The 15,610-nt window shown below is 71.8% G+C and carries 15 protein-coding genes; 8 read left to right on the top strand and 7 right to left on the bottom strand.

Annotation, left to right across the window (positions count from 1 at the left end; genetic code table 11):
* Positions 1-30: 30 nt before the first annotated feature.
* From LN652_RS10475 to LN652_RS10465, 3 genes are all read left to right on the top strand, one after another.
* Positions 31-420, top strand: coding sequence for a helix-turn-helix domain-containing protein (locus tag LN652_RS10475; RefSeq protein WP_230444603.1), 390 nt, complete (start codon positions 31-33; stop codon positions 418-420).
* 41 nt (positions 421-461) lie between these two features.
* Positions 462-1,247: a hypothetical protein gene (locus LN652_RS10470; RefSeq protein ID WP_230444602.1), complete on the top strand. Its 786-nt coding sequence runs from the start codon at positions 462-464 to the stop codon at positions 1,245-1,247.
* Between the two features lie 123 nt (positions 1,248-1,370).
* Complete coding sequence (locus LN652_RS10465; protein ID WP_230444601.1) at positions 1,371-1,664, top strand: DUF2516 family protein; 294 nt, start codon at positions 1,371-1,373, stop codon at positions 1,662-1,664.
* A 189-nt stretch (positions 1,665-1,853) separates the two neighbouring features.
* On the opposite strand, the gene LN652_RS10460 is transcribed toward LN652_RS10465, so the two are convergent.
* Genes LN652_RS10460 through LN652_RS10450 form a run of 3 tightly spaced genes read right to left on the bottom strand, consistent with a single transcriptional unit; the run spans position 1,854 to position 6,235 of the window.
* Positions 1,854-3,269 (bottom strand): sugar nucleotide-binding protein, encoded by a 1,416-nt coding sequence (locus LN652_RS10460; protein ID WP_230444600.1) that lies wholly within the window; start codon positions 3,267-3,269, stop codon positions 1,854-1,856.
* Between the two features lie 55 nt (positions 3,270-3,324).
* Positions 3,325-4,323 (bottom strand): dTDP-glucose 4,6-dehydratase, encoded by a 999-nt coding sequence (rfbB, locus tag LN652_RS10455; RefSeq protein ID WP_230444599.1) that lies wholly within the window; start codon positions 4,321-4,323, stop codon positions 3,325-3,327.
* A 10-nt stretch (positions 4,324-4,333) separates the two neighbouring features.
* Positions 4,334-6,235, bottom strand: a complete 1,902-nt coding sequence (locus LN652_RS10450; RefSeq protein ID WP_230444598.1) for a DUF4012 domain-containing protein — start codon at positions 6,233-6,235, stop codon at positions 4,334-4,336.
* 62 nt (positions 6,236-6,297) lie between these two features.
* On the opposite strand from LN652_RS10450, the gene rfbA reads away from it, so the two are divergent.
* Positions 6,298-7,164, top strand: a complete 867-nt coding sequence (gene rfbA, locus LN652_RS10445; RefSeq protein ID WP_230444597.1) for a glucose-1-phosphate thymidylyltransferase RfbA — start codon at positions 6,298-6,300, stop codon at positions 7,162-7,164.
* A 34-nt stretch (positions 7,165-7,198) separates the two neighbouring features.
* Here rfbA and LN652_RS10440 read toward each other — a convergent pair whose 3' ends face one another.
* Positions 7,199-8,131, bottom strand: coding sequence for a GDP-mannose 4,6-dehydratase (locus LN652_RS10440; protein WP_230444596.1), 933 nt, complete (start codon positions 8,129-8,131; stop codon positions 7,199-7,201).
* On the bottom strand, positions 8,128-9,108 hold the full coding sequence (gene gmd / locus LN652_RS10435) for a GDP-mannose 4,6-dehydratase (protein WP_230444595.1): 981 nt from the start codon (positions 9,106-9,108) through the stop codon (positions 8,128-8,130). Before gmd ends, LN652_RS10440 begins: the two co-directional genes overlap by 4 nt.
* A 42-nt stretch (positions 9,109-9,150) precedes the next feature.
* Here gmd and galE point away from each other — a divergent pair, with 42 nt between their 5' ends.
* From galE to LN652_RS10420, 3 genes are all read left to right on the top strand, one after another.
* Positions 9,151-10,164: a UDP-glucose 4-epimerase GalE gene (galE, locus tag LN652_RS10430; protein WP_230444594.1), complete on the top strand. Its 1,014-nt coding sequence runs from the start codon at positions 9,151-9,153 to the stop codon at positions 10,162-10,164.
* Positions 10,165-10,256: 92 nt separating this feature from the next.
* Positions 10,257-10,976: an N-acetylmuramoyl-L-alanine amidase gene (locus tag LN652_RS10425; protein ID WP_230444593.1), complete on the top strand. Its 720-nt coding sequence runs from the start codon at positions 10,257-10,259 to the stop codon at positions 10,974-10,976.
* 147 nt (positions 10,977-11,123) lie between these two features.
* Positions 11,124-11,999, top strand: coding sequence for an endonuclease domain-containing protein (locus tag LN652_RS10420; RefSeq protein ID WP_230444592.1), 876 nt, complete (start codon positions 11,124-11,126; stop codon positions 11,997-11,999).
* A 46-nt stretch (positions 12,000-12,045) separates the two neighbouring features.
* Here LN652_RS10420 and LN652_RS10415 read toward each other — a convergent pair whose 3' ends face one another.
* Positions 12,046-12,948 carry a dihydropteroate synthase gene (locus LN652_RS10415; protein WP_230444591.1) on the bottom strand — a complete coding sequence of 301 codons (903 nt, stop codon included), beginning with the start codon at positions 12,946-12,948 and terminating at the stop codon, positions 12,046-12,048.
* A gap of 30 nt (positions 12,949-12,978) precedes the next feature.
* Between LN652_RS10415 and LN652_RS10410 the strand changes: the two genes are divergently transcribed.
* Positions 12,979-13,653, top strand: a complete 675-nt coding sequence (locus LN652_RS10410; RefSeq protein ID WP_230444590.1) for a dihydrofolate reductase family protein — start codon at positions 12,979-12,981, stop codon at positions 13,651-13,653.
* A 6-nt stretch (positions 13,654-13,659) separates the two neighbouring features.
* On the opposite strand, the gene LN652_RS10405 is transcribed toward LN652_RS10410, so the two are convergent.
* The gene (locus LN652_RS10405; RefSeq protein WP_230444589.1) at positions 13,660-15,558 is read right to left on the bottom strand and encodes a hypothetical protein; all 1,899 of its coding nucleotides are present in this window, start codon (positions 15,556-15,558) and stop codon (positions 13,660-13,662) included.
* Between the last annotated feature and the right edge of the window lie 52 nt (positions 15,559-15,610).

Raw genomic sequence — 15,610 nt, 5'->3', positions numbered from 1 at the left:
ATTCGCTAACTGTGTTAGCACACTGGAGGCATGGCGAAGAACAAGGACGACAAGAGCGGCAAGTCCGTCGTCGACTCCTTGGGTGACTACCTCAAGGAGCAGCGGCTCGCCTCCCGCCTCTCGCTGCGACAGCTCGCCGACCAGGTCGGCGTGAGCAACCCCTACCTCAGCCAGATCGAGCGCGGGCTGCGCAGGCCGTCGGCCGAGGTGCTCCAGCAGCTCGCGAAGGCGCTGCGCGTCTCCGCCGAGCAGCTCTACGTCCGCGCCGGCATCGTCCATCCCGACCCGGAGCCCGGCCTCGCCGGCTCCGTCGAGCTCGCCGTCCTGGCCGACGCCGGTCTCACCGAGCGGCAGAAGCAGTCGCTGCTCGACGTCTACTCGTCGTTCCTCGCGCTCAACGAGCGCGACGCCCAGTCGTGAACCACCCGCACCCGACCCGCCCCACCCAAGGAGACACACAGATGGCCACCACCGCCACCACCAAGAAGTCCGACACCCCGAAGCCCGTCCTCGCCGCGGTCGGCGTCACCGACCTCGCCGTCGGCGCCGTCCGCGAGGCCGTCGCCGACGTGCAGAAGCGCGTCGCGGCCGTGCAGTCCCGCGCCGCCGACGTGCAGAAGACCGTCACCGACCCGAAGGCGCTGCGCGAGCAGGCCGTCTCGGTCGTGAGCGCCCGCGTCGACGCCCTGGCCAAGGAGGCCCAGGCCCGCCGCGCCGCCGTCGAGGCCCGCGTCGCCGAGCTCCAGGCGTACCCCGGCAAGGTCTCCTCGCAGGTCTCCTCGCGCGTCGACGAGAACGTCGCCGCCGCCAACGCCGCCTACGCCGACCTCGTCAAGCGCGGCGAGACCCTCGTCGAGCGCGTGCGTCGCCAGGACTCGACCAAGGCCACGGTGAAGTCCGCCAAGACCACCGTCGCCAAGGCGAAGACCACCGCGACCCAGGCCGAGAAGGCCGCCGAGGCCGAGAAGACCGCCACCAAGAAGGTCGCGACCGCCCGCAAGACCGCGGCCAAGAAGTCGACCGCGACCAAGTCGACCGCCACGAAGTCGACCGCCAAGAAGTCCGCTGCGAAGAAGTCGACGGCGAAGAAGACCGCTCCCGCGAAGAAGGCGCCCGCCCGCAAGGCTCCCGCCCGCGAGACCGAGGTCGCGACGGCCAGCGCCAAGGCCACCGTCACCGCCGCGCAGAACACCGCCGCGAACGCCGTCCAGGCCGTCGCCGACGCCGCCCAGAAGGTCGGCGACTGAAGAGACGTGGAGCAGCTGACGCTGTTCTGACGTCGTCACGACGCTGATCGAGGGCCCCGTCCGTCACGGACGGGGCCCTCGTGCGTCCGGGTGTGGTGTGCGCGCAGCGTCTACGCTGGGGTCGTGGACTTCTACGCCGTGCAGAGCACGACCATGCTGGTCGTCCTCGTCGTGCTGCTCGCGATCAAGGGCTTCGCGTTCGTCAACGCCCTGACCTACCGCGCCGAGGCCTACGAGGCCGCCGGCAAGCTGACCAAGCAGGCCTGGTGCCTGATCACGGGCCTCGGCTTCGCCGCGCAGCTGATCCTGATCGGCAGCTCGCCGCTCGGCATCATCCACCTGGTCTTCACGATCGCCTCGCTCGTCTACCTCGCCGACGTCCGTCCCGCGCTGCGCGAGGTCACCTCCCCCCGCTGACCCCCTCGACAGGACTTCGTCCTTCCTCGGCCGGCGGTTCGCTGGTCGAGGAGGTCGCGCAGCGACCGTCTCGAGACCCGGTCGCGAGGTGCGTCGGCTGAGGGGTCTCGTGACAGGACTTCGTCCTTCCTCGACCGGCGGGGTCGCGGGTCTCGTGACAGGACTTCGTCCTTCCTCGACCAGCGACCCTCAGGAGAGGTAGCGGTCCAGCGCGGTCATGGCGTCCTCCGGCTCGAAGCCGGTGGCGCGGATCTTGTCCAGCGACATCGCCGAGCCGAGCGGGCGCGGCGCGAACGGCTTGCCCTGGTCGAGCACCCCCGCCGCGTAGGCGTCAGTCGTCGTGCCGGTGACGTCGTCGCGGCTGCGGCCGGAGCGCTCGAAGACGGCCTGGGCCACCTCGCGCCACGACATCGCCGGACCGCCGTTGGAGAGGTGGTACGTCCCGTACGACGCGCCCGAGTCGAGCAGGTGGCGGGTGGCGCGGACCAGCTCGTCGGTGAAGGTGAGCCGCCCGACCTGGTCGTCGACCACGCTGGGGGAGACGCCCTTGCCGGCGAGGTCCTGCATCGTGCGGACGAAGTTCTTCCCGTCACCGATCACCCACGAGGTGCGCAGGACGTAGTGGCGCGGCGCGAGGCCGACCGCGACGTCGCCCGCCGCCTTGGTCTGGGCGTAGACGCCCAGCGGCGACAGCGGCTCGTCCTCGACGTGGCCGGGGTCGACCGCGGCGGTGCCGTCGAAGACGTACTCCGAGGAGTAGTGGACCAGCGTGAAGCCGTGCTCGCTCGCGAGGCGGGCGAGCGTCGCGGGGGCGCTCGCGTTGGCGGCCCACGCGGCGACCCGGCCCTCGGGCGTCTCGGCGGCGTCGACCGCGGTGTAGGCCGCGGCGTTGAGCACGGTGCCGTAGTCGTGCCACGGCCAGGCCGCGACCGCGTCGGCGTCGGTGACGTCGAGCTCCGCGCGGGTCACGCCGTGGGCGTCGGGCAGCGCGGCGCACAGCGCGCGGCCGAGCTGGCCGCCCGCCCCGAGCACGAGGGTCCGCTTGGGCTGCATCGGGACCACGTCGCCCAGGCGCGGGTTGTGGTGGTCCTTCTCCGAGATCTCCGCCTCGTCGAGCGGGATCGGCCACGGGATCGCCGCGGTCTCGTCACCGAGGTGGAGGGCGGGGTAGGCGACGCCCGGACGCCAGTGGTCGTTGACGAGGTAGGTGTAGGCCGTGCCGTCCTCGAGCGCCTGGTAGGAGTTGCCGACGCCGCGCGGCACGAAGACCGCGACCGACGGGTCGACCTCGAGGTGGAAGGTCGTGCCGAAGCTCTCGCCGGCGCGCATGTCGACCCACGCGCCGAAGATCCGGCCGGTCGCCAGCGAGACGAACTTGTCCCACGGCTCGGTGTGGATGCCGCGCGTGGCGCCCCGCGAGCCGTTGAAGGAGATGTTGTTCTGCACCGGGCCGAAGTCGGGGAGGCCCAGCGCGACCATCTTCTCGCGCTGCCAGTTCTCCTTGAACCAGCCGCGGGAGTCGCCGTGCACGGGCAGGCGCACGACGAGCAGGCCGGGGATCGGCGTGGTCTCGACGCTGAGCTCGTTCGTGCGGGGGTCGGTCATCGGGGTCCTCGGTCTCGTGGCGGGACGTCGTCCCTCCTCGACCAGCGGCCGGAGCTCACTGGCCCTGCTGGGCGTACTTCGCCTCGGTGGCGTCCTTGTGGGGGCGCCACCAGTCCTCGTGCTCCTGGTACCAGGCGATGGTGCTGGCCAGGCCCGACTCGAAGTCCTGGAACTGCGGCTGCCAGCCGAGCTCCTGGCGCAGCTTGCCCGACTCGATGGCGTAGCGCAGGTCGTGGCCGGCGCGGTCGTTGACGTGGTCGAAGTCGTCGGCGTCCTTGCCCATCAGCGTGAGGATCAGCCGCACGACCTCGAGGTTGTTCTTCTCGCCGTCGGCACCGATCAGGTACGTCTCGCCGATCCGGCCCTTCTCGAGGATCGCCAGCACCGCGGAGGAGTGGTCCTCGGCGTGGATCCAGTCGCGGACGTTCTCGCCGGAGCCGTAGAGCTTGGGGCGGATGCCGTCGATGACGTTGGTGATCTGGCGCGGGATGAACTTCTCGATGTGCTGCCAGGGGCCGTAGTTGTTCGAGCAGTTCGACACCGTCGCCCGCACGCCGAAGCTGCGGACCCAGGCGCGCACGAGGTGGTCGGAGCCGGCCTTCGACGCGGAGTAGGGGGAGGACGGGTTGTAGGGGGTGTCCTCGGTGAAGCGCTTCGGGTCGTCGAGCTCGAGGTCGCCGTAGACCTCGTCGGTAGAGACGTGGTGGAGGCGCTTGTCGTGCTTGCGGACGGCCTCGAGGATCGTGTAGGTCCCGAGGATGTTGGTCTTGATGAACGGGCTCGGGTCGTGGAGCGAGTTGTCGTTGTGCGACTCGGCGGCGTAGTGGACGACCGCGTCGTGGGCCGCGACCAGGGGGTCGACGACGTCCTCGTCGGCGATGTCACCGACGACGAGCTGGACCCGGTCCTCGGGCAGACCCGCCAGCGACTCCTTCGAGGCGGCGTAGGTCAGCTTGTCGAGCACCGTGACCCGCAGGTCGGTGTGGGCAACGATGTGGTGCACGAAGTTCGACCCGATGAACCCCGCGCCCCCGGTCACGAGAAGGCGTTCCATGCGCGGGAGTCTAGGGCGCGGCCGCGCCGGGAGCCGAGCCGGTGACGGTGAAGCTCGGCTGCGTCACCAGGCCGGGGTCCTGCCAGGACGCGACTCCGGGGCCGGTGCGGGTCCAGCCGTCGGGCAGGTCCGTGACGTCGTAGCCCTCGGGCCAGCGGACGGTGACCGACACCTGCTCGGGCACGACCATGCCCTGCGGGGTGGCGTCGAGCCGGTAGTCGATGGTGCCGTCGCCGGGCGCGGACGCGGCCTCCGGGACGACGTACTCGAGCACGGCGGTGCGCGACTCGTTGGGCGGGAGCGTCATCCGCAGCAGCTTGTAGGGGCGGCCGTAGTAGTCGAAGGTGTCGGTGCCCTGCTCCTTGTCGGCGACGGTGGCGCTGGTGATCTCGACGCCGGTGGGCAGGAAGACGCCCAGCGTCATGCCGTTCCACCGGGTCACGTTGGTGCCGCCGCGCGGGTCGGCGAACGACTGCGTGTAGGGCGGGGAGTCGTTGGCGACGGTGATCGTCATCCGCACCTTCGCGGAGCCGTCCTCGCGCAGCCGGACGTCGGTCTCGACGGAGCGGCGCTGCCAGTAGTCGGCCTTGCTGGCGTTGGTGTTCTGGTTGAGGACCGCGAGGTAGTCGTGGTCGGTGTCGGACAGCTCGCCGGCGAGGCCGACGTCGGTGACCGCGGCCTGCACGTCGGGGTCGCGCATCCACAGCGCGAAGTGGCGTCCGCGGGCCGAGTCGCGCAGGGACTCGATCTTCTCCCGGCCCTGCCCCGGGGACAGCAGCCGGTCGGAGAAGACCGGCACCAGCGCGAGGTTGAGGTCGTGGCGCGCCTCGTTGGAGGGGAACGAGTCGTAGTCGCCGACGAGCTTCTGGGTGAAGTTGGCGGCGTCGATGCGTCCGTAGACCGGCACGTCGACCGGGCCGGTGATCCGCAGCAGGTCGGCGAGCGCGACCACGTCGACGGCGATCAGCCCGTCCTGCGGGGCGCCACCGCGCCGCTCCCACCCGCGCAGCAGCTCCTCGCCGGAGACCGACCAGTCGGGCGCGAAGGTGGCGGTGGAGATCCGCAGCTTGCCGGTGTGGAACGGGTTGCCCTCGACGCGCTCCCAGCGGCCCACCTTGTAGAGGTCGCGGTCGGTGGTGTCGCGGGCCTCGCCGACGCTGAGCCGCCCGTCCTGGACGGTCAGCGGCGCGAGGGTCAGCGGTGCGCCGCCGGAGAAGCGCTGCTCGGCCGGGTTGAGCAGCGCGAGGAGGTACGACTTGCGGCCGGTCGCGCCGAACAGGTCGGGGAGCGCGTCGGTGAGCGGCTTGGTGCTGCGGGCGGCCGAGGCGAGCGGCGTCACGACCTGCTCCGCCTCGTCGCGCGCGTCGGCGAGCCGGGTGCCGAGGCCGAGCGCCGAGTCGTCGACCTGCCCGAGCTCGAGCTGGGCCGCGTCGAGGTTCTCGCTGGCCGTGGCGACCGCGCCGACGAGCGTGCGCAGCGACTCGACGTCGACCTCGTCGCCCTTCAGGAGGGTCGCGTCCTTGCCGACCACCGTCGGCCAGGCCTCGACCGCGACCTCTGCCGTCGAGGTGAGCCGGTCGAGCGCGTTGCCGAGGTGGCGCACGTCGGAGACCGGGCCGCCGACGACCGGGACCAGGCTCCACACGTCGCCGCCGATGCCCTGCATCGCGCCCTGCACCTCGTCGGCGTGCCGCCGCGCGCTCGCCACGCTCGCCGCCGCGGCGTCGAGGTCGCCCGCCTGCAGGGACGTGCGCGCCGCCTCGAGGTCGGCCTTCGCGTTCTCCGCGCTGGCGGGCGCCTTGCGGAACGGCAATGCCAGCAGGACCAGCACGACGAGCAGCAGGAACAGGCCGCCGACGACGGTGGCCGGCCGGACCAGCCGTCGCGAGGACGAGCGACGGGAGGACGGCATGCGCCCATCGTGCCAAACGGTGCGGAGCCGCGTGACCGGATCCCAGGCCCTAGGGTGGCGCCATGCGTGGAATCATCCTGGCCGGCGGGACCGGCTCGCGGCTGCACCCGATCACCCAGGGAATCAGCAAGCAGCTGGTCCCGGTCTACGACAAGCCGATGATCTACTACCCGCTGTCGACGCTGATGCTCGCCGGCATCCGCGACGTCCTCATCATCACCACGCCCCACGAGGCCGAGGGCTTCCACCGGCTGCTCGGCGACGGCTCGCAGCTCGGGATCAACCTGACCTTCGCGGTGCAGCCCTCGCCCGACGGCCTCGCGCAGGCGTTCATCATCGGTGCCGACCACATCGGCGACCAGCGCTCCGCGCTGGTGCTCGGCGACAACATCTTCTACGGCTCCGGCCTCGGCAACCAGCTGCTGCGGTTCAAGGACCTCGACGGTGCGGCGGTCTTCGGCTACCACGTCGCCGACCCGCGGGCGTACGGCGTGGTCGAGTTCGACGACCAGGGCCGCGCGCTGTCGCTGGAGGAGAAGCCGGAGCACCCGAAGAGCGACTTCGCGGTGCCGGGGCTCTACTTCTACGACAACGACGTGGTGCAGTACGCCGCCGAGCTCGAGCCGTCCGCGCGCGGCGAGCTCGAGATCACCGACCTCAACCGGCGCTACCTCGAGGAGGGCCGGCTGCACGTCGAGGTCCTGCCCCGCGGCACCGCCTGGCTCGACACCGGCACGTTCGACTCGCTCAACGACGCCTCCAACTTCGTGCGCACCATCGAGGGCCGGCAGGGCTTCAAGGTCGGCGCCCCCGAGGAGGTCGCCTGGCGGATGGGCTGGCTCACTGACGACGAGCTCGTCGCGCGCGCCGAGCCGCTGCGCAAGTCCGGCTACGGCGAGTACCTGCTGGGGCTGCTCCAGCACGGCTGACCGCTCGGCCTCCTCGACCAGCGACGGAGCGCGGTCAGCCGAGGTCGGCCGCCACCATGCGGCGCACGACCTCCTCGAAGGCGACCGTCGGCGCCCAGCCGAGCACCTCGCGCGCCCGCGACGCGTCGCCGACCAGCTCGGTCGGGTCGGCCGGGCGGAAGAACGCGGGATCGACCCGGACCAGCGGCTCCCAGTCGGCGATACCGGCCGCGGCGAACGCGGCGGCGACGAGCTCGCGCACCGAGTGGGCCGTCCCGGTCGCAACGACGTAGTCGCCCGGCTCGTCGGCACGGGCGGCCCGCACCATCGCGTCGACGTAGTCCGGGGCCCAGCCCCAGTCACGGCGGGCGTCGAGGTTGCCGAGCGCGAGCCCGTCGGCCTCGCCGCGCGCGATCGCCGCGACCGTCGAGGTGATCTTGCGGGTGACGAACCGCTGCGGGCGCCGCGGCGACTCGTGGTTGTAGAGCACGACGCTCGAGACGTGCTGGTCGCGCTGGCGGCAGACGCGGGCGGCGAGGTGCGCGTACGCCTTCGCCGCGCCGTACGGGTTCACCGGCCGCACGGCGGTGTCCTCGGTCTGCGGCGACTCGGCCGGCTCGCCGAAGATCTCCGCGCTGGAGGCCTGCACGAAGCGGACGTCGCCCGCCAGCCGCGCCGACTCCATCAGCGCGACCGCGGCCTGCCCGTTGACGTGGGCGGTGCGGTCGGGCTGCTCCCACGACTGCGCGACCGAGCTGATCGCGGCGAGGTTGTAGACCTCGCTCGGCGCGACGTCGCGCACCAGCCGGCGGGTCGCCTCGACGTCGCCGAGGTCGCCCTCGTGGAGCACCACCTCGGCCGGGCAGTGCGCGGGGTGGCCGTCGGCGGCCAGCACCAGCGCGTGCACCTCGAGGCCGTCGGCGACCAGCCGCTCGGCGAGGTAGCTGCCGTCCTGTCCGCCGATGCCGGTGATGAGGGCCCGGGTCACCAGCCGGCCTTGGCGGCGGCGATGTCGGCGTCGACCATCATCGCGACCAGGTCGGCGAACGACACCGTCGGCGTCCAGCCCAGCTTGTCCTTCGCCTTCGACGCGTCGCCGATCAGCAGCTCGACCTCGGCGGGCCGCATGAACCGCGGGTCCTGCTTGACGTAGGGCGCCCAGTCGTCGATGCCGATGTGGCGGAAGGCGATCTCGAGGAAGTCGCGGATCGACCAGGTCTCGCCGGTGGCGATGACGTAGTCGTCACCCTCGTCCTGCTGGAGCATCCGCCACATCGCCTCGACGTAGTCGCCGGCGTAGCCCCAGTCGCGGCGCGAGTCGAGGTTGCCGAGGGTGACGTCCTCCTGCTGCCCGAGGTGGATCCGGGCGACGGCCTGGCTGATCTTGCGGGTCACGAACTCCGGACCGCGGCGCGGCGACTCGTGGTTGAAGAGGATCCCCGACGAGGCGTGCATGCCGTAGGACTCGCGGTAGTTGATGGTCATGTAGTGGCCGTAGACCTTGCTGACGCCGTAGGGCGAGCGCGGCCACAGCAGGGTGCTCTCCGACTGCGGGACCTCCTGCACCTTGCCGAACATCTCCGAGCTCGACGCCTGGTAGAACCGGATGCTGGCGGGGTCGTCGCCCGCGTGCAGGCGCACGGCCTCGAGCACGTTGAGCACGCCCATGCCGGTGACGTCGCTGGTGACGAAGGCGTTCTCCCAGGAGTAGGCGACGAACGAGATCGCGCCGAGGTTGTAGACCTCGTCGGGCTGGGAGTCGCGCATCGCGCGCATCAGGCTGGAGAGGTCGGTCAGGTCGCCGTTGTGCAGCGTCACGTCGGGGACCACCTTGGAGACCAGCTCGCGCCGCGGGTTGTTCTGGCCGCGGATCAGGCCGTGGACGTCGTAGCCCTTCTCCAGCAGGAGCTCGGCGAGGTAGAGGCCGTCCTGACCCGTGATTCCCGTGATGAGTGCGCTCGGCATGCGGCCAGTCTGTCAGGCACTCCGCTGGTTAGGGTGTGGCTCATGAAGATCCTCGTCAGCGGCGGTGCCGGCTACATCGGCTCCCACACCGTCATCCAGCTCGTCGCCGCCGGCCACGACGTCGTGATCGTCGACAACTTCAGCAACTCCCACCCCGTCGTGAAGGGCCGGATGGAGTCGCTGACCGGGACCAGCCTGCCGCTGCACTCCTTCGACCTGTGCGACTACGACAAGACCGAGCACCTCTTCGCCGCCGAGGACTTCGACGCGGTCATCCACTTCGCGGGCTACAAGGCCGTCGGCGAGAGCGTCGAGAAGCCGCTGGAGTACTACGAGAACAACCTCGGCTCCACCTTCTCCCTGGTCCGCGCGATGCAGAAGCACGACGTCGACAAGCTGGTCTTCTCCTCCAGCGCGACGGTCTACGGCACCGACCAGGCCGGCGCGACCGAGGACCAGCCGACCTTCGCCACCAACCCGTACGGCTGGACCAAGGTGATGCAGGAGCAGATCCTGCGCGACGTCGCCGCCGCGTCCCCGCGGATGCGGGTCGCGCTGCTGCGCTACTTCAACCCGGTCGGCGCGCACCCGTCCGGCACCATCGGCGAGGACCCGTCCGGGATCCCCAACAACCTCACGCCGTTCATCGCGCAGGTCGCGGTCGGCAAGCGCGACAAGCTCGCCGTCTTCGGTGACGACTACGACACCGTCGACGGCACCGGCGTGCGCGACTACATCCACGTCGAGGACCTCGCGGCCGGCCACGTCGCGGCGCTCGAGGAGCTCACCCGCACCGACAAGTCGGTCAACACCTGGAACCTCGGCTCCGGCCACGGCACCAGCGTGCTCGAGATGCTCCACGCCTTCGAGCGCGCGGTGGGTCGCGAGCTGCCCTACGAGGTCGTCCCGCGCCGCCCCGGCGACGTGGCCAGCTCGTACGCCGACGCCTCGCGCGCCAACGCCGAGCTCGGCTGGCGCACCGAGAAGTCGATCGACGACATGGCGGTCGACGCCTGGCGCTGGCAGTCGCAGAACCCGCAGGGCTTCGCCGGCTGATGCGCCGGCCCGCGCTGGTCCTCGCCCTGGCGGTGTCTCTGTCGCTGGGGCCCGGGGCCGGCGCTGTCCCGGCGCTGGGGTCATCTGAGGACGTGGTGCAGGCCGTCGGGGCGATCTCGCCTGCAGGACGTCCTCAGACGTCGGACCCGCTGGCCGGTCGGGTGGTCGTGATCGACCCCGGCCACCAGCTCGGCAACCACAACTTCCCGGCCGAGATCAACCGGCCGGTCCCGGCCGGCGGATTCACCAAGCCCTGCAACACCACCGGCACGGCGACGAACCGCGGCTACCCGGAGGCGACGTTCACCTGGCAGGTCTCCCGGCTGCTCGCGAAGCGGCTGCGCGGGCTCGGAGCGACCGTGCGGATGACCCGCGACAGCAACCGGCAGGACCGCTGGGGTCCGTGCGTCGACGTCCGCGGCCGGGCCGGCAACGCGATCGACGCCGACCTCAAGGTCTCGGTGCACGCGGACGGGTCGTACGCCCGGGGCGCCCGCGGCTTCCACGTGATCGTCCCGCCGGACCGCGCGCCGTGGACCGACGACATCGCCGCGCCATCCATGCGGCTGGCCGAGGCGCTGAGGGCGGGCCTGCTGGGCAAGCGGTTCGCGGTCGCGAGCTACGTCGCCGGTGGCGACGGCCTCGACGTCCGCTCCGACCTCGGCACCCTCAACCTCTCCGACGTCCCCACCGCGATGGTCGAGCTGGGCAACATGCGCTCCGCCGCCGAGGCACGGGTGATGACGTCGCCGCGCGGGCGGGCGCGCTACGCGCGGGCGCTGGTCGCCGGGATCCGGGAGTTCCTGGGCTGACCGGCAGCACCATGCAGGCAGTTCGCGCCGAACGACGCGCTGCTGAGCGTGGAACAGGACCTGCCCGCGGTGAACTGCCTTCATGGTGCGCGCCGGCCCTGTGGAGAGCCCGAGCGCCGACCGGTCGCGAGGTGTCAATCTCCTCGCATGGACCCGGTGTCGGCGCTGCGCGAGCTCGGAGGCGTGGCCACCTTCGCCGAGCTCCTCGCCTCCACCGGTCGTGGCGACATCGAGCGGGCGCTGGCCGACGGGCGGATCAACAAGCCACGCCACAACCGGTACTGCCTGGCCGACATCGACGCTGTTCGTCACGCGGTGGCGCGCACCGGTGGCGTGGCCTCGCACCTGAGCGCTGCCCAGGAGTTCGGCTGGAAGCTGAAGGAGGACCCGGTGCGGCCCTGCATCACGTTGCCGCGCAGTGCCCGCAAGCCGAAGGGCGGGGCCTACGAGCTGCACTGGGCGGACCTGTCCGACCGCGAGCAGCGCCGGCGCGTGACCTCACGGGTGCGCACCGTGATCGACTGCGCGAGGGCGTACGACTTCGACGTGGCGCTCAGCGTCGCCGACTCCGCGCTGCGGGAGGGGATTGTCGACCAGGACGACCTGCTGCTGGGTGCGGAGCGCAGCCCCCGGACCGGGCGGGCTCGTGCGCAGCGAGTGGCTCGGGAGGCGTCGGCAAGGCGGGCGAACCCGTTCGAGTCCTGCCTCTACGCCATCGCCTCGGCGGTCCCCGGGCTCGACGTGGTTCCGCAGGGCGCCGTGCCGGGGGTCGGCTTCGTCGACCTGCTCGACCGGGTCCTCGGCATCGTCATCGAGGCGGAGTCACTGGAGCACCACTGGACGAAGGCCGGCCTGCAGCGCGACGTCGACCGCTACACGACCTCGGCGCGTCTGGGCCTGGTGGTCCTGCGCTTCACGTGGAAGGACGTGATGCACGACCGGCCCGGCGTCGAGCTCGCGATCGCCGACGTCGTCCGGTGGCGCACCATGCAGGCAGTTGGCTGCCACGGCCTCGTCGCCTGAGCGTGGACGGGGCAGCCCGGGTCGCGAACTGCCTTCATGGTGCTGCTCAGCGCACCCCGAGCTCGGCCAGCCCGCGCAGCACGACGCGCAGGTGCGCGACCTCGTGGGTGCGGACGAGGTGGGTGCCGCCGAGGGCGGCGAAGACGGCGTAGAAGCCCTCGCCCTTGCGGAACTCGTCGCCGAAGACGTCGAAGCTGTGCGGCACCGCGTTGCAGACCGGCACGCCGAGCGGGCGCAGCCGGAAGCCCTGGGCGAGGACCTTGGTCTGGTGGCGGGCGCGGGTGAGCGGGTCGACCAGGTTGCCGTAGAAGAAGCCCATGCCGGGGTCGATGACGACCTTGTCGACCCCGAGGTCGCGGGCGTGGGCGATGCGGGGCGCGAAGTGGTCGAGCAGGACGGGGACCGGGTCGGCGTCGGGCGGCACGTCGGAGATCTCGCGGACGTTGGCGGTCTCGCCGAAGCACAGCACCACGGCGGCGTCGTACTCCGCGGCGAGGGCGAGCATCTCGTCCTCGTGCTCGCGGCCGGTCATGTTGAGGATCCGCGCACCGGCGTCGAGGCAGGCGCGCACGACCTCGGGCTCGTAGGTCTCGACCGAGACCACGGCCTCCTCCGCCAGTCCCTTCACGGCCGGGACGAGCCGGGCGACCTGGTCGTCGACGCCCACGCGGGCGGCGGTGGCGTTGCTGGACTCGGCGCCGAGGTCGATGATCGCGGCGCCCTGCGCGGCCTGCACGCGGCCCATCCGGACGGCGTCGGACGGGCTGGTGGCGACGCTCTCGCGGTAGGTCGAGTCGCGCGACAGGTTGACGCAGCCCATCAGCGTCACGGGCCCGTCGCCGATCGTCACCGGGCCGCGCGGCCCCGGCAGGACGACCGGGGCGACCGGGCTGTCCCAGGCCTCCCCGTGGGCGTGCTGCAGGTGGGCCAGGTCCGCAAGGGTGATCACGCCCGAAATCGTAGAGGGGAGGATGGAACGGTGAGCGATTCCTTCGAGCTGCAGCGCCTGGCCGACCTGTCCGACGAGCAGCTGCAGGAGGCGTACGCCCCGCGCGGCGAGCCGTGGCTGCGGGTCAACTTCGTGAGCACCGTCGACGGCTCGGCCACCGGTGCCGACGGGCTCAGCACGAGCATCAACGACGACGCCGACAAGCGGGTCTTCGACACCCTGCGCAAGCACGCCGACTGCCTGGTGGTCGGCGCGGGCACGATCCGCGACGAGGAGTACGACGTCCCGAAGATCCCGGTCGTGGTGGTGAGCCGGCGCGCCGACGTGCCGCCGACGCTGCGCGAGGCGCCGCGCGGGCGGGTGCTGATGGCCACCGTCGCGAGCGCCGAGGGGCTCGACGAGGCGCGCGAGCTGCTCGGTCACGAGCAGGTGCTGGTGCTCGGCGAGGACGAGATCGACCTGGTCGCGCTCAAGGCCGAGCTGCTGGGCCGTGGCTGGCGCGACCAGCTGTGCGAGGGCGGGCCGTCGCTGTTCGGCGACCTGCTCGCCGCCGGGGCCGTCGACGAGCTGTGCTGGACCGTGTCGCCGCGTCTGGTCGCGGGCGACGGCCCGCGTATCGCCGGCGGGCCGGACGTGGACGTGGCCGTGCGTCCCGTCCTGCTGCTGGAGCAGGACGGGACGCTGCTGGGGCGCTGGCTGGTCTGAGCCGGCCTACGGCGTCGGGTAGTCCACGACGTAGCTCGGGATGCCCGGAGCCGTGCTGTCCACGCGGGCACCGGTGTCGTTGACGACGTGCTCGATGCTGCCGGCCTCGAGGTTGACCGTCATCACGTGGTGGAGGCGGACGCCGGCGCGGTCGGGCACGTCGAACCCGCTCTCGGTGGTGATCGTCGGGTCGTTGCGATTGAAGACGTAGACCCCGCCGCCGTAGAGCTCGTGGCGGCGCACGCGGTCCGACACCAGGTAGCCGGGCCAGCCCAGGGTGCCGTCGGGCTGGGTCCACTCGGCCTGCGACGGCGGGTCGTAGGGCAGCTCGTTCTGGTAGAGCACGACCTGGCCGTCCTCGCCGTTCCAGATGGTGTTGAGCTCCTGGAAGTGCTCGACGAACAACCCGGTGGCCTTCACCCGGTCACCGTTGACGACGACGCCGACGCGGCCGGTGTTGGTGTTCCAGCGGTCGGTGTCGCCGGAGACCCCGGCGGTGAAGCCCTCGATGCCGTGGTCGGCGCGCCAGACCCAGGTGTGGTCGATGAGCACGTCGTCGGCGTCGACGACGAGCGCCTTGTCCGTGCGGCCCACGTGCGGGCCGCCGACACGGAAGTAGACGTCGTTGAGCGTCGTGGTCGGCACGGAGGAACGGTGGCCGCGACCGTGCCCGTGGCGACCCTCGATGTGCATGAGCGCCTTCGACTCGCGCAGCCCGGCGTCGATCGTCACGCCGGCGACCACCACGTCGGTGGCCTTGTCGTCGACGACGACCGGGGTCGCGCCGCGCACCGCGGTGAGGGTGGCCTGGCCGAGCCCGAGGACGACGGTCCCGCTGCGGCGGATCACCAGGCTGCGGTCGACGTCGTAGACGCCGGGGGTGAGCAGCAGGTGCTTGCCGCGGGCGAGCGCGGCGGCGAGCACGCGGGCGGGCTGGTCGGGGGAGGCGACGTGGAACGACGACAGCGGGAGGTCGCGGCCGGCGGTGTCACCCGTGGTCCAGTCGGGGCCCTGCGAGTCGGTGCGCGGGGCCGGGACCCGGACCTGCCAGGCGCCGTCGGTCACGTGGAGGTAGGGCTTCTCCCGGCTCAGCGGGGTGCGGTCGAGGGTGGTGTAGGGCTCGGTCGGGAAGTTGGCCTCGGAGGGCGCGCCGATCGTGCCGGAGAATACCTGGTTCCACACGCCGTTGGACCACGACGCCACCTCGGAGTTGCGGGTCAGCCACTGCTGCTGCGAGCCGTTGATCACCGTGCCGGCGCGCGAGTCGGCGAGGTAGCCGCCGCTGGCGAACTGCGGCCCCTCGGTGCAGTAGTCCATCAGTGAGAGGTTGCCGCCGCGGACGTCGACGCGGCGCAGCGCGGAGGCCTGGGAGGCGGCCCAGAAGTTGGCGGAGGCGCGGCAGCCGTCCTGGCCGGTGCCGTTGACGTTGATCGTCAGGTTCGACATCGAGCGCCAGAAGTTGTTGAGCGCGACGCAGTAGGGCTGGGTCGGGCCGTCGGTGAGGCAGCGGTTGTAGACCTCGACCTTGCCGTCGATCACCACGTCGGAGGGCGAGGCGCCGAGGCCGGCGACCTCGGTGTAGTAGCCGACCTTGATCTGGAGCGGGTCGTCCGCGGTGCCGTAGGTGCCGGGGAGGAAGAGCAGGCTCCACCGTCCCTCGGACATCTCGGCGTCGACCTGCTGCTGCCAGATCTCCTCGGCGCGCTGCTCGATCTCGGCGGTGGGCATCGAGGGGTCGAAGACCACGACGCGGGAGCCGAGGTCGGGGGCGGCGGGCGCCGGGCGCGGGGCCGCGTCGGCGGTGGGTGCAACGGTGGTCGGCACGACGCCGGCAACGGCGAGGGCGAGTGCGGCGACGACCGCACGCAGGGGCGTACGGCGGGGGCGGGGGTGCGGAGCGGACATGGGGGCCTTCCCGTGGGGTGAGAGCGCTTCCACCCAGCATGCCGCACCGACG

It is taken from the genome of Nocardioides okcheonensis, from assembly GCF_020991065.1.
GTDB classification, from domain to species: Bacteria; Actinomycetota; Actinomycetes; order Propionibacteriales; family Nocardioidaceae; genus Nocardioides; species Nocardioides okcheonensis.
Note: the sequence above shows the minus strand (reverse complement) of the source record. Positions and strands in the feature narration are given on the sequence as shown.